Below are 21,355 nucleotides of genomic sequence, written 5' to 3'. Positions count from 1 at the left end.
GCGTTCAGCCCCCGACGAAAGCGTCGGGCGATTCAGCGTCCTTGCCCGAGAACCACACGATACCGGCCCCGGCAAGAATCACGAGCAGCATGCCCACGAGGGCACTCGCCGAGATGACCTGACCCAGCACGAGCAGGCCAAGAATCGTGCCAACGACCGGGTCAAACGCAAAGAGCACACCGACGATGCGCGCAGACGTCAGCTTGCCGGCCAAGGTGTCGACCGAGTACGGGATCGCTGTGCCGAGAATGGCTGAACCGAGCAGCATAAGCCACTGACCTGGTTCTGCCGCGATACCGGCGGGAACCGAAAAAGGAAGCGTGAGAACCGCTGCCGCGAGCACCGCAAGGGCAACATCTGAGACCCCACCGATGCTCTTGCCGACGCGCACGGCGAGCAGGGTGTAGAGCCCGAAGCTCAGCCCAGCCCCACCGGCGAAGAGCAGGCCCAGCGTGTCGAAGGGGCCACCAAAACCAGCGATGAGCACGACGCCCGCAAAAGCGACAAGTGCGAGCACGCCCTCCATCACACTCCGCGAAGCAAAGAGCGCAACGATGCAGGGTCCGAGAAAATCGATCGTCGTTGCGACGCCGAGAGGAATGCGGTCGATCGCAAAGTAGATACAAATATTGCCGGCCGCCATTGAAGCGCCAAAGGCGACAATGGGAAGCCACTCTGCCATCGTACGGCCACGCACCTTGGGTCGAAAAACAAGCAATAAGACAACCGCGGCAAGTGCCATGCGGAGTCCACTCGTTCCAAGCACACCAAGATCGTCAAACAGCTGCATCGCAATAATCGACGAGAACTGCGTTACGGTCGCACCCAAAACCAGCAGTAAAACCGCCCGAATCGTGCTCGCACGATGCACCTGCCCCATGGTTCCTCACTTCGTCGTCAAAGAAGGCGGTTTTGCGACCGCAGAAAAGAAAAACGTGGGGTGCGGATTCCTCCGCACCCCACGAGAAGTGCTCTGTGAGAGCCAACGTTGCTAGCCTACCGTGTCCCGGAGGCGCAGACGACTAGCGCGCAGCGCTACCCTCAACGCGTGCGGATCGCACACGATCCGCACAAAAAGCTGAGCCTTCTGAGATTACGTTGAGGCTAGCGCGCAGCGCTACCCTCAACGTAATCTTCGTCCTGGTCTTGCCATGAGAAGAGCCCGCGCAGCTCGCGACCGGTGGTCTCGATCGTGTGGGCCTCTGCCTTCTTGCGAAGCTCGAGGAACTCGGGAGCACCGTTGTTCTGGTCTTCGATGAAGCGGGTCGCAAATGCGCCGCTCTGGATGTCTGCGAGAACGGCCTTCATGTTCTCCTTGACGCTCGGATCGATGACGCGGGGGCCCGATACGTAGTCGCCGTACTCAGCAGTGTCTGAAACTGACCAGCGCTGCTTGGCGATGCCGCCCTCCCACATGAGGTCAACGATGAGCTTCAGCTCGTGAAGCACCTCGAAGTACGCGATCTCGGGCTGGTAGCCAGCCTCAACGAGGGTCTCAAAGCCGTACTGCACGAGCTGTGAGGTGCCGCCGCACAGTACTGCCTGCTCACCGAAGAGGTCTGACTCGGTCTCTTCGGTGAAGGTGGTCTTGATAACGCCTGCGCGGGTGCCGCCAATGGCCTTTGCGTATGACTTTGCGGTCTCCCAAGCGCTGCCGGTCGCGTCAACCTCAACCGCAATGATGTCGGGAATGCCACGGCCTGCGACGAACTCGCGGCGTACGGTGTGACCCGGTGCCTTCGGAGCCACGAGAATGACGTCAACGCCCTCGGGAGCGTCAATGTAGCCGTAGCGAATGTTGAAACCGTGTGCGAACGCGAGGGTCTTGCCCGGCGTCAGCTGGTCTTTGATCGACTCGGTGTAGATGTGACGCTGGTGCTGATCAGGTGCAAGAATCATGATGAGGTCGGCCCACGCTGCTGCGTCGGCGACGTTCATGACCGTGAAGCCTGCTTCTTCAGCCTTCTGGCGCGACTTTGATCCGTCTTTGAGCGCAATGGTAACTTCAACGCCCGAATCGCGAAGGTTCATCGCGTGAGCGTGGCCCTGCGAACCGTAACCGACGACGGCTACCTTCTTACCCTGAATGATCGACAGATCGGCATCGTTGTCGTAATAAATCTCAGCCACTTGAATGTCTCCTTAGTAGTGGTGGTGTTTTCGCGTCACCGCGAATCAGTTTACTTAAATACTCGTTCGCTAATCGATTTTGCGCCACGCCCGATTGCGATGAGCCCAGACTGTGCGATTTCTTTCACTCCGAATGGTTCAAGCACGTTCAAGAACGCGCCGACCTTGCCAGAGTCACCCGTCACCTCAATGACGAGTGCATCGGGTACGACGTCGACCACCCGAGCACGGAACAGGGTTACTGCTTCGAGTACTTGTGAGCGGCTTTGGTTGTCAACGCGAACCTTAATGAGCATGTGTTCGCGTTGTACCGAGCTTTCGGGATCGAGCTCAACAACCTTGATCACCTCGACGAGCTTGTTCAGCTGTTTCGTGATCTGTTCGAGCAGGACTTCGTCCTGATCGACGACGACGGTAATTCGCGACAGGCCGGGCACCTCGGTGGGGCCTACCGCGAGAGATTCAATGTTAAACGCACGGCGTGCGAACAGGCCTGCTACTCGGGTGAGGAGGCCTGGCTTATCTTCAACAAGAAGACTCAATACGTGTCGAGCCATGGGTTACTCCTCCTCGAACCATTCTGGGCTGTGGTCTTTCGCATACTGCACGGCACTGTTTGAGACGCCCTGCGGCACCATCGGCCATACCATGGCTTCGGCGCTCACGACGAAGTCGATGATGACCGGACGATCATTGGTGTCGAGCGCCGTCTGAATGGCCGCATCAATCTCGTCTTCGTGCTCGACGCGAATGCCGAGGCAACCGTAGGCCTCTGCGAGCTTCACGAAGTCGGGCACGCGAACCGTGCCGTGGCCGGTGTTGAGGTGCGTGTTTGAGTACCGCTCGTTGTAGAAGAGGGTCTGCCACTGGCGCACCATGCCGAGCGACGAGTTGTTGATGACGGCAACCTTAATGGGAATGTTGTTGATGACGCAGGTTGCGAGCTCCTGGTTGGTCATCTGGAAGCAGCCGTCGCCGTCAATCGCCCATACCGTGCGCTCTGGCTCGGCAACCTTCGCGCCCATGGCTGCTGGAACCGAGTAGCCCATAGTGCCTGCGCCACCCGAGTTGAGCCACGAGTTCGGGCGCTCATACTTAATGAACTGAGCAGCCCACATCTGGTGCTGGCCAACGCCCGAGGCATAAATACCCTCCGGGCCCGTCATCTCACCGATGCGCTGAATGACCTGCTGCGGCGACATGAGGCCGTCGGTCGTCTTCTGGAAGCCGAGCGGAAAACGCTTACGGTTCTCGTTCAGCTCGATCCACCACTCGCTCTGGTCTGCGAGGCCATCGTCGCGGCTAATGCGTTCAACGGCGCCGGTGAGGTCAGTGATGACGTCGCGCACGTCGCCCACGATGGGCACATCGGCGATGCGGATCTTTGAGATCTCGGCGGGGTCGATATCGGCGTGGATCACCTTCGCGTTTGGCGCAAACAGGTCGACCTTGCCGGTCACCCGGTCATCAAACCGAGCTCCGAGCGTGATGAGCAGGTCGGCCTCTTGTAAAGCGAGAACCGCCGGCACGGTTCCGTGCATGCCTGGCATGCCAAGGTGCTGCTCGTGCGAGTCGGGAAATGCGCCGCGAGCCATGAGCGTCGTCACGACCGGGGCTCCGACGAGCTCAACGAGCGTGCGAAGTTCTTCAGCGGCGTGCGCTCGAATGACGCCTCCGCCGACATAGAAGACGGGCTTACTCGACTGAGCGATCAGCTCTGCAGCAGCCTGAATCTGCTTCGAGTTAGCCTTCGTGTTGGGGCGGTACCCTGGCAGGTCGAGCACAGGATTCCACTGGAAATCAAACTCGTCCTGTTGGGCATCTTTGGTGATATCGACGAGCACGGGACCCGGGCGACCGGTCGAGGCGATGTGGTACCCCTCGGCGATCGCGTTCGGAATGTCAGCTGCGCTCTTCACGAGAATCGAGTGTTTGGTGATGGGCATCGTGATGCCCACAATGTCGGCCTCTTGGAAGGCATCAGAACCCATGAGGTTTGAAAACACCTGGCCGGTGATCGCGAGCATCGGCACCGAATCCATGTACGCGTCGGCAATCGCGGTCACGAGGTTGGTCGCGCCAGGGCCCGAGGTAGCAATGCATACCCCGACCTTGCCGGTTGCCGCCGCGTAGCCCTCGGCCGCGTGGCCCGCGCCCTGCTCGTGTCGAACGAGAATATGGCGCAGCTTCGTGCTGTCCATGAGGGCGTCATACACGGGAATAATCGCGCCGCCCGGCAACCCAAATACATCGGTGACCCCGAGTGATTCGAGGCTGCGCACCACGGCCTGAGCGCCAGATATGCGTTCGCCCGGTTGTGTGTTTCTCGATTGCAGAGTCATCTCTCTTGCTTTCCTAAACGTTGTTGACGGTAATTTGGGCATGCTCTATCCGGTAATCGCACCTTCTGATGCAGAGCGCACCAGTTTCGAGTACTTCGCAAGCACACCCTTTGTGTAGCGAGGTGGTAGAGGGGCCCAGCCTTGTCGGCGGGCTTCGAGCTCGTCAGGGTCTACCAGAACTTCGAGTGTTTGTGCGGAGATATCGACCCGGATGGGGTCACCGTCCTGCACCAAAGCAATGGGACCACCATCTGATGCTTCGGGTGCAATGTGGCCGATACACAGGCCGGTTGTGCCGCCCGAGAAACGTCCATCAGTCAAAAGTAGCACATCTTTGCCGAGACCCGCGCCTTTAATTGCCGCGGTAATTGCAAGCATCTCGCGCATTCCTGGGCCACCCTTCGGCCCTTCGTAGCGAATGACCACGACATCTCCGGCAGAGATGTGTCCCTCGGTTAGCGCATCCATTGCTTCACGCTCGCGGTTGAACACCCTGGCAGGGCCTTCGAAGAGCTCTGCATCGAAGCCGGCGGTCTTGACCACTGCCCCGTCTGGCGCGAGCGATCCCTTGAGCACCGTGAGCCCGCCATTAGCGTGCAACGGGTTATCGAAGGTGCGAATGACCTTGCCATCAATCGCTGTGTCGATGCCAGCGAGGTTCTCGGCAACCGTTTTACCGGTAACCGTGAGCGCATCACCATGCAGCAGGCCTGCGTCAAGAAGCGCTTTCATGATGACGGGCATCCCGCCAACCCGGTCGAAGTCTTGGGCAACGTACTGCCCGAACGGCTTCATATCAGCGAGGTGAGGCGTCACCGCACCAATGCGGGTGAAGTCGTCAAGCGTCAGGTCGACCTCTGCTTCGCGAGCGATCGCGAGTAAGTGCAGAACGGCGTTCGTCGATCCGCCGAGCACCATCGCGACCGTGATCGCGTTCTCGAATGCCTTCTTCGTGAGAATGTCGCGTGAGGTAATTCCCTGCCTCAGCATCTCGACAACCGCCTCGCCCGAGCGGTGTGCGAAGTAATCGCGGCGGCGGTCTGCACTCGGAGGCGCGGCGCTGCCGGGCAGGCTCATGCCGAGCGCCTCAGCAACGCAGGCCATGGTGTTGGCGGTGTACATGCCACCGCAGGCTCCCTCGCCCGGGGCAATCGCACACTCGACCCGTTTGAGGTCGTCTTCTGACATCGTGCCGGCTTTGCAGGCGCCAACCGCCTCGAAGGCGTCGATGATCGTGACCTGCTTCTCGGTACCGTCTGAGAGCTTGACCCAGCCTGGGGCGATCGAGCCTGCGTACAGGAACACGCTCGCGAGGTCGAGGCGTGCAGCAGCCATAAGCATGCCAGGCAGCGACTTATCGCACCCGGCAAGCAGTACCGAGCCGTCGAGACGTTCTGCCATCATGACCGTCTCGACCGAGTCGGCAATCACCTCGCGTGAGACGAGTGAGAAGTGCATCCCCTCGTGGCCCATCGAGATGCCGTCAGACACCGAGACCGTGCCAAACTGCAGCGGATAACCGCCGCCCGCATGCACGCCTTCTTTTGCGCCCTGCGCGAGGCGATCAAGGCTTAGGTTGCAGGGGGTAATCTCGTTCCATGAACTAGCGATACCGATCTGGGGTTTGTCCCAGTCTTCATCACCCATTCCGACGGCCCGGAGCATGCCGCGTGCCGCGGCCTTCTCGATACCGTCGGTCACGTCACGACTGCGCGGTTTGATATCGATCTCTGACATAGCGACAGTCTATTACGCGCCGCATACCGCTTCGGCGCATCAAGCGGTATCTGACACGTTTTACCGCACCGGTGCATGAGAAGAAGTTCGCCGAGAGTCGCCCTCAGGCGTTACGCTGGCATAACACCACCCTGAAGGTTATAAGGAGAGAGCGGCGACATGAAGATCGGTAAGTACGTCACGAACCTCGGAGTCTTGAGCGCGCTGACGGGTGTGTACGGCGTCTCAAAGCAGACCAAATCGATGCCCGCTGACTGGCGTCGCTACATCGTATGGACCGTGTGGATCCTGGGCGTTGTTCTGGCCATCGGCTCGGTCGCAAAAGATACGCCCGAAACCGATCGCTAGCTGAAGTTGCAGGGATGACGCTGCCCCAACGTCATCAACTTTTTTCGCTCAACGCACCCAAAACCACGCGAACTGTGCGTTAGAGTAGAAACTTAGGTGAGTCGGGAAGTCTGGTCGACATCATTTTGTAAACCCTGATGTATTGACTAAGGAGTCTTCCCTTGCCAACCGAAACAACCAATTCTGGCGAGCACTTTTCACCCGGCTTCATTGCCCGCATGACCGAACGGATGCGCGGTGACGTCACCGCCGGCGTCATGCTCGTGAGCGCAGCCCTGCTCGGTTTCATTCTCGCGAACACCCCACTCTCGGGCTTCTATGAGGGGCTCCGCGACTTCCGCTTCGGCCCAGAATCACTCGGGCTCAACCTCACCGTCGGCCAGTGGGCCTCTGACGGCCTCCTCGCAATCTTCTTCTTCATCGTGGGCCTCGAGCTCAAACGCGAGTTTGTCTCGGGCGACCTACGCAACCCTCGCACAGCGCTCGTGCCCGTCGCCGCAGCGTTCGGAGGTGTAGCCGTTCCCGCGCTCATCTACGTCGCGTTCAACTGGGGCACCCCTACCCTGCACGGTTGGGCCGTTCCCACCGCAACCGACATTGCTTTCGCCGTCGCCGTGCTCGGCTTGATTGCCCCGCGTATCCCGACAACGCTGCGCATCTTCCTGCTGACCCTCGCTGTGGTCGATGACCTCATCGCGATCGGCATCATCGCCGTCGCCTACACCGACGGCCTCAACTGGGGCGCGCTGCTGCTCTCGCTCATTCCCATCGCGCTCTTCGCGATTCTCGTGCAGATGTTCGGTGGCTTCTTTGTGAAGTCCAAAATTTCTCCGTGGATCATCCTCTTGCCCATCGGAATCGTCGTCTGGGCACTGTTCCATGCCTCAGGTATTCACGCAACCGTCGCTGGCGTCGTGCTCGCCTTCACCGTGCCCGTCTCGACCAAGCGAGACATCGAAGTTTCAGAGACGTTCGTGCACCGCTTCACGCCCCTTTCGGTGGGTGTTGCGGTTCCGGTGTTCGCGTTCTTCGCCGCGGGCGTCTCGGTTATGGGCGACCACCACTTTCCAGCGAGCCCCGTTGCCTACGGCATCATCGTGGGCCTCGTGGTCGGTAAGCCGCTCGGCATCGTACTCACAACAGTGCTGCTCACGAAGCTCACCCCGGCGCGCCTCGCGGGAGAGGTGAACATGCGTGATCTCATCGGTATCGGTTGCCTCGCCGGCGTCGGTTTCACGGTCTCACTGCTCATCACCGAGCTCAGCTTCACTGATCCGATCGATACGAATACCGCTCGCCTCTCGGTCATTGTTGCCTCGCTGCTCGCAATCGTCGTCGCGACGATCATGCTCGCTCGAAACAGGCCACGTGGCGCGACCCGTGTACTCGCAACAGTCAAGAGCACCGACTAAGGGGACAAGCGCAACACAAAGAACCGGCGGCGGCCAGTCACCCCCGTGACGAACCGCCGTCGGTTGCCCCGAGCATGCCCGTTGTAGCGCAGAAAGAAAGAAAAGCCGGGTCTTGAGCCGCTTCGCCCCTGAGCTCACGAGTCACAATACGAGCTTCTCGTGCTCTGACGCCACGAGCGGCCATACACATATGCTGAGCCTCGATCGTCACTGAAAGAGCCAAGGGTTCGAGCTGCTGCATGAGGTAATCGGCGACCCGAACCGTCAACGTCTCTTGCAAGCCAAGGTTATGGGCAAAGCTCTCAACCACCTGCGCGAAGGCCGAGAACCCTCCGATGCGTTCGCCCGGTATATAACTGATGTGCACGCTGCCCTGGAACGGAAGCAGATGGTGTTCGCAGAGCGAGACAAAGGCGATATCGCGCACACTCACGGGACCCTGCATGTGGTCATCGTTCACGAACACGCTCATCGGTTCTGGGCGCCCTCCTGTCAGCTCAGCGAGCGACAAAGCTACCCGTCCCGGGGTCGCAGCAAAGGCCTCTGAGCCCGAGTCGTAGCCGAGTGCTTCAAGTAACTCGCTCACGGCATGCTCGGCACGCTGAAGGTCGACCTTTCGCTCGGGCGTCACCGATTCAGGCACTGCTCGCAGGTGCGACGGGGCGGGCCGTGAGTGGGTCACAGGGCATCGTTCCTCTCAGGTGGGTCACACCATGATACAAGCTCAGAGTACGCACGGCTTGCTGGTCTCACCATGCTCCGAGATCGCTTCGACCACTGACTATGGATAAGTAAAGAGTGTTCTTCGGTTCGTTTCGAGGCAACAGGTCATTGTCCCAGCGAGAGCCGACCTCGCCCCGACACGAACGAAACACTAGATTAGTCATATGGACGATGCAACATTGATGCTGATTTTTTCGATCACGATGTGGCTCTTGGGCTTTATCATCAGTGCGATCATTCTGTGGGCCATCGTGCGTGGCGCTGTGCTCTCGGCACTCCGTAAGCACTCAGAAGAAGAACGTCACCGGCTAAAGCGTTAGGAGAGGCGCCTCTGCCCTGTTCTCTCAGTCATCTAATCATTCGAAGCATGCTTCAAGCTAGGAAGAGTACCTTCGCCATCAAACGTGATGTGTGAAGGAGCTCTGAATACCGTGAGAGAAACAAAAAAGCCGCAAGATCGGTGTGATCTTGCGGCTAGTTGGTGCGCCCCCCGGGGCTCGAACCCGGAACCCACAGATTAAGAGTCTGTTGCTCTACCATTGAGCTAGAGGCGCATGTTTTGTTCTCTCTTGAACAAGATGAAACTCTATCACGGTTATTTTTCAGAGTGCAAATTCACCCCTTCGGCGTGTTCTCGATAGGCTTACGGTGTGACCGAAAACCATGCTCAATACGCCGCAGATCTCGAGTTTGCCAAGCAACTCGCCGACCTTGCCGACAGCATTTCGCTGCCTCGGTTCGAAGCAGCCGACTTCACCGTCGCAACAAAAGCAGACCGTTCATTCGTGACCGATGCCGACACCGCCGTTGAGGCCGCACTGCGTGCGCACATCGAGCAGCACCGCCCAGACGACGGCTTTCTCGGCGAGGAGTCCGGCCAGGTCGACCAGGGTTCCCGACAGTGGATCATCGATCCGATCGACGGCACCTCGAACTTCTTGCGCGGCGTACCCAACTGGGCCACGCTGATCGCGCTCGCGGTCGACGGCAAGCCCGTCGTTGGTGTCGTCTCGGCGCCCGCGTTTGGACAGCGCTGGTTTGCAGCCTTAGGCGACGGTGCATGGAAGTCTGTGCGCGGCGCAGCCCCCACACAGCTCGGGGTCTCACAGGTCTCGTCACTCGATGAAGCCTCGCTCAGTTTCCAGAGCATTGAACAGTGGGAGCAGGCGGGCTACCTCAGCCCCCTCCTCGACCTCACACGGGCTGTATGGCGCGATCGAGCGTACGGAGACATGTGGTCATACATGCTGCTCGCAGAGGGCGTTCTCGACATTGTGGGCGAGTTTGATGTGAAGCCGTACGATCTCGCGGCTCTCGTTCCCATCGTGACCGAGGCAGGCGGCACCTTTACTGACATCGAGGGTGCCACCTCAGCGTGGAACCTCAGCTCTCTCGCCACGAACGGCCACCTGCACGACGCAACCGTTTCTTTCATCGCTCACGCCAAGGAGTCGCACCGATGAACGCCCGCTCAGTCATTCCTGCTTTCGTGCTCGACGCCGTGCTCGTATGCATTTTCGCTGCGCTCGGCCGCAACTCCCACACCATGGGCATGAGCATTGGCGGCGTACTCACGACCGCATGGCCGTTTCTCGCCGGCCTCGCAGTGAGCTGGGCCGCGAGTCTCGCGTGGAGGGCTCCACTCGCGCCGATCCGCACCGGGCTGCCGTTGTGGATCGGGACCGTTGGTATCGGCATGCTGTTGCGCAGCCTCACGGGAGCCGGCACGGCGTTCGCTTTCGTGCTCGTCGCAACGGGAACGCTCGGCGTCATGCTCGTCGGTTGGCGTGCGCTCTCGGCCATGATTCGACAGGGCAAGACGAAAACCCCACAGCGCTGATGTATCACCCAGTGGAGCCGCCGGGAATTGAACCCGGGTCCACTTCGGAAATTCCGTGTCTTCTACGAGTGTAGTTCGTTGAAGCGTTCTACTCGGCCCCATCCTTTGTAACGAACACCTAGGATGACAGGCCCAGCCTCAGAAAAAGTCCCCACGTGCCCTGAGACTCAGCACGTGAGCAAGCCCTCTAAATGACGCCAGGATCCGGGGCGAAGGCAAACCCGGCCTGACGGACTTGGGTCTCGCGCTTAGGCAGCGAGAGCGAAGTCGGTGCGCTTAGCGTTTGCACCTAGTGATTGCGAAGAGCGTTTACGAGATAACTTCGCCTCCTCGACCCGCTTCCCACGGTCTCACACGACGTGTCGAAACCGATCGGCCCCTGGCGTAGTGCCATGAAGGCAACCTGCGGGTGATATTCATCAGCGCTATGGAGTTTTCAAGATAACCAAGCATCAGCCTGGGCACATCATGGTAGCAGAGTTTTACTCGCCCATGCGGTTTTTGGTGCGCATTGCACGCTCAGCTTCACGCTTGTCTTGCTGCTCACGCAGCGTTTGCCGCTTGTCGTACTCGCGCTTGCCTTTCGCGAGGGCGATCTCGACCTTCGCGCGGCCGTCAACGAAATACAGTTTTAGCGGCACGATGGTCATGCCGCCCTCTCGGGTTTTGCCCCAGAGCTTATCGATCTCTTGACGGTGCAAGAGCAGCTTACGCTTGCGACGGGGGCGGTGATTGGTCCAGGAGCCGTTCAGGTACTCGGGAATGTACGCCGACTCCATCCAAGCCTCACCGTTTTCGATAAAGATGAAGCCGTCGACGAGCGAGGCCCGCCCCATGCGAAGCGACTTCACCTCGCTGCCGGTGAGCACGAGACCAGCCTCGTAGGTATCGAGAATGTGATAGTCATGCCGAGCCTTCTTGTTTGAAGCAATCAGCTGTGTTCCGCTTTCTTTGGGCATGGTCACCCCTTTCTCTCACCTCACGGTACGGCTCTTGGGTGCCCCTCATTCGCGAGGCACAACACATCAGCATAGCGTGCTGGCGCGCGAAGCGTTAGACCTTCAGGTATCTCGTGATCGCGATCTTCGCCGCGATTGCCGAGAGAATCACGCCGACGCCCACAAGAATGGGTGGCACGATGAGCACATCAGAAACCGTGATGTACGACGTAAACTGCGCGGTCACCGCCAGATAATCTTGCACGAAGAACTTCACGAGCGCGACCGAGGCACCGCCAGCAAGCAACGCGCCAATGAGCGCCGAGATGATGCCCTCGAGCACAAACGGTGTCTCAATGAAACGGTTCGAAGCGCCGACGAGGCGCATGATGCCGATCTCTCGGCGCCTCGAGAAGGCCGAGAGTCGAATCGTGGTCGAGATGAGCAGCATGGCCGCCACGAGCATGAGCCCGGCGATACCGATTGCGGTGTAGCTCGCGATGGCGAGCACCGTGAAGATTTGATCGAGCAAGCTGCGCTGATCAGAGACGCTCTGCACACCTGGAACCCCTGAGAAGGTCTCAATGATCACGTTCGAGTCAGAGTGGTCTTTCAACTTCACCCAGTAGGTCTCGTTGAGCTGCTCTGGCGTCGTGATCTCAGCGATCGGGTTCCCGTCAAATTGCTTCGTGAACTCGTCGTAGGCCTGGTCTTTGTCAACGAAGAAGAACTCCTCGACGTACGGCGCAAGAGCTTCAGAGTCGAGTGCGTCTTCAATCGCCTGCTTCTGCTCATCGTCGGTTGCTGTACCGCCACAGGTTTGGCTCTCATCAAAGTCGGTGCAGAGATACACGGCGACCTGCGCACGGTCGTACCAGAACGACTTCATCTCTTGCACCTGCAACTGCATGATGATCGCCGCGCCCACGAAGGTCAGCGAGACGAAGGTCACAAGAATAACTGAGACCACGACTGAGAAGTTGCGACGGAGGCCCTGAAAGACCTCGCTCATTACGAGTCCAAGTCTCATCGTACGGGCCCCACATTCGTCTCATCGTCGTTCTCGTCTTCAATGCCCAGTTGCTTAGCGAAGCCACCGGCCTCAGCGAGTGCCGCCGGGTCGAAGGCAGGGTCAGAGGGCTGCAAGAAGGCAGGAATCTCGGGCTGCTCCTGTTGCTCCGGCTGCCCCGCTTCCTCGGCGGAGGGTGCGGGGTCGGGAGCCGCAATCTTCGTGGCCTCGTCGGGCAGCTCGTATGGCAACGCTTCGGTCTCCTGGGCGAGTCCTGCTGCTGCGGTCACGTCGGTGAAGCCCGGGTACTCGCGGCCACCCTGCGGCTCTCCATCGACCTCTGGCCACGCCACAGCATCAAGCAGATCGTTCGAGTCGGCGAGCTCAGCGAGGGCATCACCCTCGGGTGCTGCAGCCTCGGCAGGGACCACGGGAGCCTGGGGCGAGAGCGCGGCACGAACCGCTTCTTCACTCGCGCGCAGCACCTGCTGCCTACCGTCAAGAGCATCTTTGAGGGGGATCGCGGCCGTTGTACCGTACCCGCCCGAAATCTCGTCGCGCACGACAACGCCCTGAGAAAGCTCGATCACGCGTTGCTGCATGATGTCAACAAAGACTGCCTCGTGAGTCGCCATCACGACCGTCGTGCCTGCTGCGTTAATCGCACGCAGCAACTGCATGATGCCGAGGCTCGTTGCGGGGTCAAGGTTGCCCGTGGGCTCATCGGCGAGCAGAATTGCGGGCTTATTGACGATTGCACGCGCAATGGCGACGCGCTGCTGCTCGCCGCCCGACAGCTCGTGAGGGAAACTCTTAGCCTTGTGCGAAAGCCCGACCATCTCGAGCACGTCAGGCACGGCTTCCTGAATGAAGCCACGCGACTTGCCGATAACCTGTAGCGAGAAAGCGACGTTGTCGAAAACGTTCTTATTGGTGAGTAGACGAAAATCCTGAAAGACAACGCCGAGGTTGCGCCTAAAGTAGGGAACCTTTCGAGACGAAATCTTATTGAGGTTCTGGCCGAGCACGTGAACCGTGCCGTTCGAGGCTTTCTCTTCACGCAACATCATGCGCAAGCAGCTCGACTTGCCCGAGCCCGAAGCACCCACGATAAACACGAACTCGCCGCGGTTAATATCGAGGTTAATGCCATCGAGCGCAGGTTTTTTCGCACCCTTGTACTTTTTAACGACGTTCTCAAACAGAATCATGACGCTTCGATAGTACGCTCGTGCCCCTTAAAATTTGTGGGCGGCGCGCCACCTCGGGACAACGCTCAGGTTTGTCTCGGGTTAGCCGTGACGTTGCTGCATCGAACGCCACCGAATTCCCGCCGAGATGAAGCCCTCGAGGTCACCGTCGAAGACAGCCTGCGGGTTGTTGACTTCGTGCTCGGTGCGCAGGTCTTTCACCATCTGGTACGGCGCGAGCACGTACGAGCGCATCTGGTCGCCCCAGCTCGCAGTAATGTTTCCCGCGAGCTCTTTCTTCTTCGCTGCTTCTTCTTCACGTTGCACGATGAGCAGCCTCGACTGCAGCACGCGCATCGCAGCAGCGCGGTTCTGAATCTGGCTCTTCTCGTTCTGCATTGAGACGACAATGCCGGTAGGAATGTGGGTGATGCGAACGGCCGAGTCGGTCGTGTTGACCGACTGCCCACCGGGCCCTGAAGAGCGGTAGACGTCGACACGAATGTCAGACTCAGGAATGTCGACCTCTTCTGCCTCGGGCAGGAGCGGAATCACCTCGACGGCCGCAAAACTCGTCTGACGCTTTCCCGCAGAGTTAAAAGGACTCATGCGCACAAGCCGGTGCGTTCCCGCTTCGACCGAAAGGCTCCCGAAGGCAAAGGGAGCGTCGAACTCAATCGTCGTCGACTTAATGCCCGCCTCTTCGGCATAGCTCGTCTCCATGACTGTCGTGCGGTAGTCATTGTGCTCGCCATACCGCAAATACATGCGCTGCAGCATCTCGGCGAAGTCGGCAGCGTCGACGCCACCTGCACCCGCGCGAATCGTCATCACGGCGGCGTACTCGTCGTACTCGCCCGAGAGCATCGTTTGCACCTCAAGTTGCTGCACCGCCTGCTCAATCTGAGCAAGCTCGTCTTTCGCTTCCTGCGCGGTGCCCTCGTCATCGGCTTCTTCTGCGAGCTCGATGAGCACCTCAACGTCATCAATGCGTGCACCAGCGGCACGCACCTTCTTCACCTGTGCCTGCTTGTGGCTCAGCTGGCTCGTGACTGCCTGTGCCGCCTCTGGATCGTCCCAGAGGTTGGGCGCCGCAGCTTTCTGCTCCAGTTCAGCAATCTCGCGGTCGATGGCTTCCAGGTCAAGCACACTTTCGATATCTCGATAGGTGCTGCGCACATCTGCGATGCGGGCCGATAGTTCGTGGTCAATCATGATGTTCTTAGCCTACCCGGTTGCAAAGCTTCACCAGCGAGAGAAACCCGTGCACGGTTTGGGCCCCGAACGACACTCATCGCTACGGGGCCCAAGCGGCTAAGCCGCAAGCGCTCGCAACTTTTTCTGCTTACTGATGTTGATGCTCTGCACAACGATCACAAGCACAAGGGCTCCAAAGAAGACGATCGAGGCGAGTACATTCGCCTGTGCGGGCACCCCCTTGAGCGCCGAAGTATAAATGAACTTCGGAAAGGTGGTTGCCGTTCCTGCGTTGAAGTTCGTGATGATGAAGTCGTCAAACGACAGCGCAAAACTGAGGAGTGCAGCACCGACGATGCCAGGCGTCAGCATGGGCAGCGTGATCTTCCAGAACACCCTTCCGGGTGATGCGTAAAGATCTGCCCCTGCCTCTTCGATTGCGGGGTTGAGGCTTGAAACCCGTGCCTTGACGACAACGACGACATAGGAAATACAAAACATGATGTGCGCGATCACCACGGTCACAAGGCTCTTCTCCACGCCCGCAAGTAAAAACTGCGCCGCGAGGCCAGCGCCGAGCACGACCTCTGGAGTTGCCATCGGCGTGAAAAGCATGAGGCTCAGGGTCGAACGGAATCTGAAACGGTAGCGCACGAGTGCAATCGCGATCATCGTGCCCAGAACCGTTGCGACAATCGTTGCCACGAGCCCGACAACTATCGAGTTTGTGAACGCCTGACACACCTGTGGCGCCCCGCATGGGTTCTGCCAGTTGCTGAGGGTAAAACCGCGCCACGTGATGTTGTTACGGCCCGCATCATTGAAGGAGAACAGAATGACGTGTGCGATTGGTAGGAGTAAATAGATGAGCACGATCGTACCCACCACCGGAATAAACGCTTTTCCAAGATTCAATCGGTTCACAGCAGATCCTCCGCCCCGCTCTTGCGCACGTACGTTGCCACGAGCACCAGAATGATGATCATAAGCAGGATTGATAGTGAGGCTGCCATCGGGTAGTTCTGCGTATTCAAGAAGTTTGACTCGATGACATTACCGATCATCGTCGTACTCGTACTGCCCAAGAATTCCCGCGAAGCATTCACGTAATCACCCGACATGGGGATAAAACTCAGCAGTGTTCCCGACACCACCCCCGGGATCGAGAGGGGAAGCGTCACCTTGCGAAACGTCGTAACAGGGTTCGCGTAGAGGTCAGAAGCCGCTTCGAGGAGCCTCAGGTCAAGCGACTGCAGCGAGGCAAACATCGGCAACACCATAAACGGAATGAAGTTATAGACGAGGCCAAAGATCACCGAGAAGTGCGTGCCAATGAGCTCTCCCGGCAAAATCGATTTCCAGGCGAGCGTGCGCAGCAGAAAGCTAATGAAAAATGGGGCGATCACGAGAATGAGCAGCACACCTTGCAAAAGCGGCCGAGACCGTACGCGAACCCCGATGAGGTAGGCGAGTGGATAGCTAATGACGAGACCGATAACGGTAGCGGTAATTGCGTAAGCGAATGACCGCAGAATTTGCGGCCAGTACTCGCCCATCGCTGCGGCATAGTTCGCGAACTCAAGGCCCGCCTGGTACTGACCGATACCGCCTGCGGGCGTTTGCAAAGAAGTCATAATGAGCTGCACGAACGGCGTGACGAAGAAAAGCAGCATGTAGGCGATCCCTGGAGCGAGCAACGCGAGCGCGATCCACGACCTTTTGCCCGGCCCCTGGTCTACCTGCTTCGTATTTGTTGAAAAAGCAGCGAATGCCATGTCAAGCCCTCCCGCCCTACTTCTGCTTCGCGAGCTGCGAGAGCATCATGGTCGAGGCCCCCTGCTCAACCTGGCCGGTCGATGTTGGGTCATCGAGTAAGCCAAAGGTATGATCGGCGAGCCAGCTCACGTGCACCTCTTGCCCGAGCGACGCCGCGGGCCCGGCCGCGACGTTCTGCGCAAACACTTGCACCTCACCGAATGACTCTGAACTCACGGTGTACTGCGTGCTCACCCCGATGAAAGAGACGTCGGTGATGATGCCGGGGCCAAGCACGTTCACGCCGGCCTGAGGCTCGGGAGCGTTGTCGTGCAGCCTGAGTTTTTCGGGGCGAACGCCAACTGTGATCGATCCGCTGCTACGCTGACTCCGGGATTTCAGAAGCGAGATGCTCGATTGGCCGAGCTTTGCATGCAGAACGTTCTCGTTCTCACCGGTAACCGAGACGGTAAACAGATTCGACTGCCCGAGAAAGTTCGCCACAAACACCGTTTCGGGAAGCTCGTAGAGTTGTTCAGGAGCCCCCATCTGTTCGATGCGCCCCTTGTTCATAACCGCGACCGTGTCGGCCATGGTCATCGCTTCCTCTTGGTCGTGAGTCACGTGTAAGAATGTGAGCCCGACCTCTTGTTGAATCGCTTTGAGTTCGTGTTGCATTTGCCGCCTCAGCTTCAAATCAAGCGCGCCAAGAGGCTCATCGAGCAACAACAGTTCCGGTCTGTTAACCACGGCTCTCGCGAGCGCCACGCGCTGCTGCTGACCACCCGAGAGCTGGGCAGGCTTACGCTCGGCCATGTGCGCCAGCTCAACCAGTTCGAGGCCTGCCTTTGCTTTACCTAGGGAGTCTGAGATGCCACGTTGCTTAAGCCCGAAGGCCACGTTCTCAAGTATCGTCATGTGCGGAAACAAGGCATACGACTGAAAAACCGTATTCACAGGACGCTTGTATGGCTTGAGTGAGGTCACATCTGCCCCACCAATAAGCACTGTGCCTGCTGACGGCTCTTCAAGTCCGGCAACCAGTCGCAGCGTAGTGGTCTTACCGCAGCCTGAAGGGCCAAGCAACGCAAAGAAAGAGCCAGCCGGAATCGTTAGGTCGAGGTGTTCGATCGCGGTGAACCCCGGAAATCGTTTCTCGATACCCACGAGCTGCAAATCGGCACCGGAGGTAGCAAATTCATGTTTGCCCATGGCTAAAGTCCCATCACATTTTGGAAGGCAGTTTCATACTTCTGTTCTTCTTCGGGCGTGAGCGTACGAAAGTTGACGAGCCGCTTCGACATTTCATCATCGGGAAAAATGAGCGGGTTTTCAGCGCTCTCAAGCCCGAGCTCACGCATGGCTTCCTGGGTGCCCTTGACGGGAGGCACAAATGTCACGTAATCGGCTACTTGTGCTTGAACATGCGGATCGTAGTAATAGTCAATCATTTCTTCGACTTTGGCCTTCGCTTCTTGGCTGGTCCCGTTTGGAACGGTCATGGAGTCAGCCGTAATCATTCCGCCAGACTCGGGAACCTCGAGGGTCCAGAGTGGACCGTTGTCGGTGTTCATCATCACGACGTCACCGGTCCATGCCATCGCCGCCAGGGTGTCGCCACGCTCGAGGTCCTGCGTGTACGAGTTGCCCTTTACTTGACCAATCTGTCCGCTCTTCAGGCCGTCATCGAGCCATTCAAGTGCCTTATCGAACTCAGTATCACCCCACTCACCCGTCACGTTCACTCCCTGAGCTTGCATAATCATGCCCATGGTGTCGCGCATCTCGCTGAGCACCCCGACTTTGCCCTTCAGCTCGGGGCGCATAAAATCTTCAAGCTCATAGATTCCCTTCGGCACTTCTTCGGTGTTCCACACAAACCCCGATGCCGGGAGCTGCCACGGGACTGTGTACTTACGGCCTTCGTCGGCGTCAAGCGCATCCCACTGCGAATCAATGAGGTTCGCGGTCACATTCGGCATGTTGTTGTAGTCGTACTCCTGAATTTGTCCTGCTCTAATAAGCCGGGCATTCATCCAGTCAGTGAAAGCGATGACGTCATAACCGGTGTCTTTACCGGTCGCGAGTTGATCTTTAATCGTGCCGTAAAAGGTATTGTTGTCATCGATTTCTTCAAGATATTTCACGGTGAAACCAGCTTGTTCGTTGAAAGCCTCGAGCGTCGGAAACTCTTTACTCTCTTGCAGATAGTCGAGGTAGAAGGTCCAGTTGCCGAACACGATAAAATCTTCGCCGCGTTTTGAGCTTGAGCAACCGGTAAGGCTGAGCGCTCCGATACCGGCCGCGCCAAGGGCGGCCCCACGCATCAGTGTGCGTCGGCTCATACTCTGGCCCCGAATAAGGTTCACGAGGTCACGAATCATCGAATCTTGAGGTTCACGCATTGCCACGAATAACTCCTTTGTCAAGTGGTAGTGCTCTCTCGCACGAACCCGGTAGGCAACATTGCCCAACCGGTTGAGATCAATATAGGCTGAGAACCCTCCATCGCGCGAGAGTAAAGACGTCTTTTCTTCAATTCATGTCGGATTCGTTACAAACGCTGATCAGACGACGAATTTCGTTGAAAAAGCGGGCAAAAGGTCACGGATCCGCACCCTTTCCTACCTCGCCCAAGCCGCACGCGTTCACCAGGGCCAAAAAATGGCAGAACTACTGATTTCGTCACTATCAAACCCACATAACTGCGGAATCCTTTGCATTTTCGGTTTGAAAGTGTCAGAATCAGAACTGTGAGAAACGCAAAACCCATTCCACCCCTCGACGAAAAGTCAAAGGCCATCATCGAGCACCTTCAGGTCGATGGCCGGCGCTCTTACGCCGAGATCGGGAAATCCGTGGGTCTCAGCGAGGCTGCTGTGCGGCAACGCGTGCAGAAGCTCACCGATGCCGGCGTGATGCAGATCGTTGCAGTCACCGACCCTATGCGACTCGGCTTCGGCCGCACCGCAATGATCGGCATGCGTGTGACCGGCGATACCAGGGTGGTCGCCGCCAAGCTCTCAGAACTCCCTGAGGTTGCATACCTGTTTCTGAGCGCCGGATCGTTCGACATCATGGCTGAAATCGTGAGCGAAGACGATGCGGGCCTCATCGAGACCCTGAACGACAAGATCAGGTCAATCGAAGAGGTCGTCTCTACCGAAATGTTCGTATATCTCGAACTGACCAAACAAAAGTACGATTGGGGTACCAGATAACCATGGCATTTGATCCCACGGGGCCGCAGGACGTTCCTGCGCTCCAAGCCAAAGCCAAGCGGCACATGTGGCCGCACTTTACGAGCCAGAAGGTGCTCGATGACGGCATCCCCGTCATCACGCGCGCAGAAGGCCACCACATCTACGACGCTGCAGGCAAGCAGTACATCGACGGCCTCGCTGGCCTGTTCGTTGTCAACGCTGGCCACGGCCGCGATCGCATCGTCGAGGCTGCTGCTAAGCAGATGAAGCAGCTCGACTTCATGCCGATCTGGTCGTACGCTCACCCCGCAGCGGTTGAGCTCTCAGAGCGCCTCTCGAGCTACGCTCCCGGCCAGATGAACAAGGTCTTCTTCACCACCGGTGGTGGCGAAGCAGTCGAGTCGGCGTTCAAGCTTGCGAAGCACTACTGGAAGATCCAGGGCAAGCCCATGAAGCACAAGGTCATCTCGCGTTCGGTTGCCTACCACGGCACCCCGCAGGGCGCCCTTGCCATCACCGGCATTCCCGACATGAAGAAGTTCTACGAGCCCCTTACCCCGGGCGGCCACCGCGTGCCAAACACGAACTTCTACCGTGCCGACGAAATGGGTGCTCCTTCAGAGAACATCGAAGAGTTCGGCCAGTGGGCAGCGAACCGCATTGAAGAGGCCATCCTCTTCGAGGGCGAAGACACCGTCGCCGCCGTCTTCCTCGAGCCAGTACAGAACTCGGGCGGCTGCTTCCCGCCACCTCCCGGGTACTTCAAGCGCGTTCGCGAGATCTGCGACAAGTACGACGTGCTCCTCGTCTCAGATGAGGTCATCTGTGCGTACGGCCGTGTCGGTGACTTCTTCGCTTCGAAGGCACTCGGCTACGAGCCCGACATCATCACCTCGGCTAAGGGCATCACCTCGGGCTACGTTCCCCTCGGTGCCATGATCGTCTCTGACAAGGTTTCAGAGCCGTTCAACTCGGTTGAGAACACCTTCTACCACGGCTTCACCTTCGCGGGTCACCCCGCGGCTGCTGCTGCGGCTCTCGCAAACCTCGACATCTTCGAGGAAGAGGACCTCAACGGCCGCGTGCGCGAAAACAGCCCGCTGTTCCGCGCCGAGCTCGAGAAGCTGCTCGACATCGACATTGTCGGTGACGTGCGCGGTGAGGGCTACTTCTTCGGTATCGAGCTTGTCAAGGACAAGACGACCAAGGAGACCTTCAACGAAGAGGAATCAGATCGCCTCCTGCGCGACTACCTCTCACCCGCTCTCTGGGAGGCAGGCCTTTACTGCCGCGCCGACGACCGTGGAGACCCAGTCATCCAGCTCGCACCTCCGCTGACCATTGGCCCAGCAGAGTTTGCCGAGATCGGTGGCATCCTGCGCAGCGTTCTGAAAGACGCTTCGTCGAAGATCTAATCTGATCACCCAAGGCGCGCACTGCTCGCCTCGAACTGCCCGCCCCGCTTTCTGTGGGGCGGGCAGTTCGCGTTTAAGTCGGTGCCCTTATCGCGTCATGCTGCCGCCCCGCACAG

The 21,355-nt window shown here is 58.6% G+C and carries 21 protein-coding genes, 1 tRNA gene and 1 other RNA gene; 7 read left to right on the top strand and 16 right to left on the bottom strand.

Going from position 1 to position 21,355, the window contains the following annotated elements; all coding sequences use genetic code 11:
* Window positions 1–4 precede the first annotated feature (4 nt).
* From KTJ78_RS08080 to ilvD, 5 genes are all read right to left on the bottom strand, one after another.
* A complete protein-coding gene (locus tag KTJ78_RS08080; protein ID WP_217134397.1) occupies window positions 5–880 on the bottom strand; it encodes an EamA family transporter in 876 nt (291 codons plus the stop codon).
* Window positions 881–1,104: 224 nt separating this feature from the next.
* Window positions 1,105–2,130 (bottom strand): ketol-acid reductoisomerase, encoded by a 1,026-nt coding sequence (gene ilvC, locus KTJ78_RS08075; protein WP_217134395.1) that lies wholly within the window; start codon window positions 2,128–2,130, stop codon window positions 1,105–1,107.
* Between the two features lie 50 nt (window positions 2,131–2,180).
* A complete protein-coding gene (gene ilvN / locus KTJ78_RS08070; protein ID WP_217134393.1) occupies window positions 2,181–2,687 on the bottom strand; it encodes an acetolactate synthase small subunit in 507 nt (168 codons plus the stop codon).
* A gap of 3 nt (window positions 2,688–2,690) precedes the next feature.
* Entirely contained in the window at window positions 2,691–4,472 is a 1,782-nt protein-coding gene (locus tag KTJ78_RS08065) for an acetolactate synthase large subunit (protein ID WP_217134380.1), read from the bottom strand.
* A gap of 45 nt (window positions 4,473–4,517) precedes the next feature.
* Window positions 4,518–6,209, bottom strand: coding sequence for a dihydroxy-acid dehydratase (ilvD, locus tag KTJ78_RS08060; RefSeq protein WP_217134378.1), 1,692 nt, complete (start codon window positions 6,207–6,209; stop codon window positions 4,518–4,520).
* A 159-nt stretch (window positions 6,210–6,368) separates the two neighbouring features.
* Between ilvD and KTJ78_RS08055 the strand changes: the two genes are divergently transcribed.
* Both KTJ78_RS08055 and nhaA read left to right on the top strand, forming a co-directional pair.
* The gene (locus tag KTJ78_RS08055; RefSeq protein WP_217134376.1) at window positions 6,369–6,557 is read left to right on the top strand and encodes a hypothetical protein; all 189 of its coding nucleotides are present in this window, start codon (window positions 6,369–6,371) and stop codon (window positions 6,555–6,557) included.
* 161 nt (window positions 6,558–6,718) lie between these two features.
* A complete protein-coding gene (gene nhaA, locus KTJ78_RS08050; protein WP_254259492.1) occupies window positions 6,719–7,969 on the top strand; it encodes a Na+/H+ antiporter NhaA in 1,251 nt (416 codons plus the stop codon).
* Window positions 7,970–8,006: 37 nt separating this feature from the next.
* Here the strand turns inward: nhaA and folE are convergent, their stop codons facing one another.
* Complete coding sequence (gene folE / locus KTJ78_RS08045) at window positions 8,007–8,651, bottom strand: GTP cyclohydrolase I (RefSeq protein WP_217134374.1); 645 nt, start codon at window positions 8,649–8,651, stop codon at window positions 8,007–8,009.
* Between the two features lie 205 nt (window positions 8,652–8,856).
* Between folE and KTJ78_RS08040 the strand changes: the two genes are divergently transcribed.
* Entirely contained in the window at window positions 8,857–9,012 is a 156-nt protein-coding gene (locus KTJ78_RS08040) for a hypothetical protein (protein ID WP_217134372.1), read from the top strand.
* Window positions 9,013–9,171: 159 nt separating this feature from the next.
* Here KTJ78_RS08040 and KTJ78_RS08035 read toward each other — a convergent pair.
* Window positions 9,172–9,246, bottom strand: a tRNA-Lys gene (locus tag KTJ78_RS08035).
* Window positions 9,247–9,342: 96 nt separating this feature from the next.
* Between KTJ78_RS08035 and KTJ78_RS08030 the strand changes: the two genes are divergently transcribed.
* Window positions 9,343–10,155 (top strand): inositol monophosphatase family protein, encoded by an 813-nt coding sequence (locus KTJ78_RS08030; protein WP_217134370.1) that lies wholly within the window; start codon window positions 9,343–9,345, stop codon window positions 10,153–10,155.
* On the top strand, window positions 10,152–10,532 hold the full coding sequence (locus KTJ78_RS08025; protein WP_217134368.1) for a DUF3054 domain-containing protein: 381 nt from the start codon (window positions 10,152–10,154) through the stop codon (window positions 10,530–10,532). Before KTJ78_RS08030 ends, KTJ78_RS08025 begins: the two co-directional genes overlap by 4 nt.
* Before the next feature lie 9 nt (window positions 10,533–10,541).
* Here the strand turns inward: KTJ78_RS08025 and ssrA are convergent.
* The 9 genes from ssrA to KTJ78_RS07980 all read right to left on the bottom strand — a co-directional run bounded on the left by ssrA (window position 10,542) and on the right by KTJ78_RS07980 (window position 19,026).
* Window positions 10,542–10,912, bottom strand: a transfer-messenger RNA (tmRNA) gene (gene ssrA / locus KTJ78_RS08020).
* A 102-nt stretch (window positions 10,913–11,014) separates the two neighbouring features.
* Window positions 11,015–11,491 (bottom strand): SsrA-binding protein SmpB, encoded by a 477-nt coding sequence (gene smpB / locus KTJ78_RS08015; protein WP_217134366.1) that lies wholly within the window; start codon window positions 11,489–11,491, stop codon window positions 11,015–11,017.
* A 94-nt stretch (window positions 11,492–11,585) separates the two neighbouring features.
* A complete protein-coding gene (gene ftsX / locus KTJ78_RS08010) occupies window positions 11,586–12,500 on the bottom strand; it encodes a permease-like cell division protein FtsX (protein ID WP_217134364.1) in 915 nt (304 codons plus the stop codon).
* Window positions 12,497–13,690, bottom strand: a complete 1,194-nt coding sequence (ftsE, locus tag KTJ78_RS08005) for a cell division ATP-binding protein FtsE (RefSeq protein ID WP_217134362.1) — start codon at window positions 13,688–13,690, stop codon at window positions 12,497–12,499. Before ftsE ends, ftsX begins: the two co-directional genes overlap by 4 nt.
* Window positions 13,691–13,771: 81 nt before the next feature.
* Window positions 13,772–14,884 (bottom strand): peptide chain release factor 2, encoded by a 1,113-nt coding sequence (gene prfB, locus KTJ78_RS08000; RefSeq protein ID WP_217134361.1) that lies wholly within the window; start codon window positions 14,882–14,884, stop codon window positions 13,772–13,774.
* A 99-nt stretch (window positions 14,885–14,983) separates the two neighbouring features.
* Window positions 14,984–15,790 carry an ABC transporter permease gene (locus KTJ78_RS07995; RefSeq protein WP_217134359.1) on the bottom strand — a complete coding sequence of 269 codons (807 nt, stop codon included), beginning with the start codon at window positions 15,788–15,790 and terminating at the stop codon, window positions 14,984–14,986.
* Window positions 15,787–16,641, bottom strand: coding sequence for an ABC transporter permease (locus tag KTJ78_RS07990; protein WP_217134357.1), 855 nt, complete (start codon window positions 16,639–16,641; stop codon window positions 15,787–15,789). The genes KTJ78_RS07995 and KTJ78_RS07990 overlap by 4 nt, the downstream gene beginning before the upstream one ends.
* 16 nt (window positions 16,642–16,657) lie before the next feature.
* The gene (locus tag KTJ78_RS07985) at window positions 16,658–17,833 is read right to left on the bottom strand and encodes an ABC transporter ATP-binding protein (protein WP_217134354.1); all 1,176 of its coding nucleotides are present in this window, start codon (window positions 17,831–17,833) and stop codon (window positions 16,658–16,660) included.
* A 2-nt stretch (window positions 17,834–17,835) separates the two neighbouring features.
* On the bottom strand, window positions 17,836–19,026 hold the full coding sequence (locus KTJ78_RS07980) for an ABC transporter substrate-binding protein (RefSeq protein ID WP_217134849.1): 1,191 nt from the start codon (window positions 19,024–19,026) through the stop codon (window positions 17,836–17,838).
* Window positions 19,027–19,374: 348 nt separating this feature from the next.
* Here KTJ78_RS07980 and KTJ78_RS07975 point away from each other — a divergent pair, with 348 nt between their 5' ends.
* Both KTJ78_RS07975 and KTJ78_RS07970 read left to right on the top strand, forming a co-directional pair.
* Window positions 19,375–19,842, top strand: coding sequence for an Lrp/AsnC family transcriptional regulator (locus tag KTJ78_RS07975; protein WP_217134352.1), 468 nt, complete (start codon window positions 19,375–19,377; stop codon window positions 19,840–19,842).
* A 2-nt stretch (window positions 19,843–19,844) separates the two neighbouring features.
* Window positions 19,845–21,239, top strand: a complete 1,395-nt coding sequence (locus KTJ78_RS07970) for an aspartate aminotransferase family protein (protein ID WP_217134350.1) — start codon at window positions 19,845–19,847, stop codon at window positions 21,237–21,239.
* The last annotated feature ends 116 nt before the right edge of the window (window positions 21,240–21,355 follow it).

Source organism: Leucobacter chinensis (assembly GCF_019049105.1).
Lineage (GTDB): Bacteria > Actinomycetota > Actinomycetes > Actinomycetales > Microbacteriaceae > Leucobacter_A > Leucobacter_A chinensis.
Note: the sequence above shows the minus strand (reverse complement) of the source record. Positions and strands in the feature narration are given on the sequence as shown.

Bases quoted from the DNA above. Each gene is read 5' to 3' on its own strand.
- KTJ78_RS08080 (WP_217134397.1), bottom strand. From the start codon at position 880: ATGGGGCAGGTGCATCGTGCGAGCACGATTCGGGCGGTTTTACTGCTG.
- ilvN (WP_217134393.1), bottom strand. From the start codon at position 2,687: ATGGCTCGACACGTATTGAGTCTTCTTGTTGAAGATAAGCCAGGCCTC.
- KTJ78_RS08065 (WP_217134380.1), bottom strand. From the start codon at position 4,472: ATGACTCTGCAATCGAGAAACACACAACCGGGCGAACGCATATCTGGC.
- ilvD (WP_217134378.1), bottom strand. From the start codon at position 6,209: ATGTCAGAGATCGATATCAAACCGCGCAGTCGTGACGTGACCGACGGT.
- KTJ78_RS08055 (WP_217134376.1), top strand. From the start codon at position 6,369: ATGAAGATCGGTAAGTACGTCACGAACCTCGGAGTCTTGAGCGCGCTG.
- KTJ78_RS08040 (WP_217134372.1), top strand. From the start codon at position 8,857: ATGGACGATGCAACATTGATGCTGATTTTTTCGATCACGATGTGGCTC.
- KTJ78_RS08025 (WP_217134368.1), top strand. From the start codon at position 10,152: ATGAACGCCCGCTCAGTCATTCCTGCTTTCGTGCTCGACGCCGTGCTC.
- smpB (WP_217134366.1), bottom strand. From the start codon at position 11,491: ATGCCCAAAGAAAGCGGAACACAGCTGATTGCTTCAAACAAGAAGGCT.
- ftsX (WP_217134364.1), bottom strand. From the start codon at position 12,500: ATGAGACTTGGACTCGTAATGAGCGAGGTCTTTCAGGGCCTCCGTCGC.
- ftsE (WP_217134362.1), bottom strand. From the start codon at position 13,690: ATGATTCTGTTTGAGAACGTCGTTAAAAAGTACAAGGGTGCGAAAAAA.
- prfB (WP_217134361.1), bottom strand. From the start codon at position 14,884: ATGATTGACCACGAACTATCGGCCCGCATCGCAGATGTGCGCAGCACC.
- KTJ78_RS07990 (WP_217134357.1), bottom strand. From the start codon at position 16,641: ATGGCATTCGCTGCTTTTTCAACAAATACGAAGCAGGTAGACCAGGGG.
- KTJ78_RS07985 (WP_217134354.1), bottom strand. From the start codon at position 17,833: ATGGGCAAACATGAATTTGCTACCTCCGGTGCCGATTTGCAGCTCGTG.
- KTJ78_RS07980 (WP_217134849.1), bottom strand. From the start codon at position 19,026: ATGCGTGAACCTCAAGATTCGATGATTCGTGACCTCGTGAACCTTATT.
- KTJ78_RS07970 (WP_217134350.1), top strand. From the start codon at position 19,845: ATGGCATTTGATCCCACGGGGCCGCAGGACGTTCCTGCGCTCCAAGCC.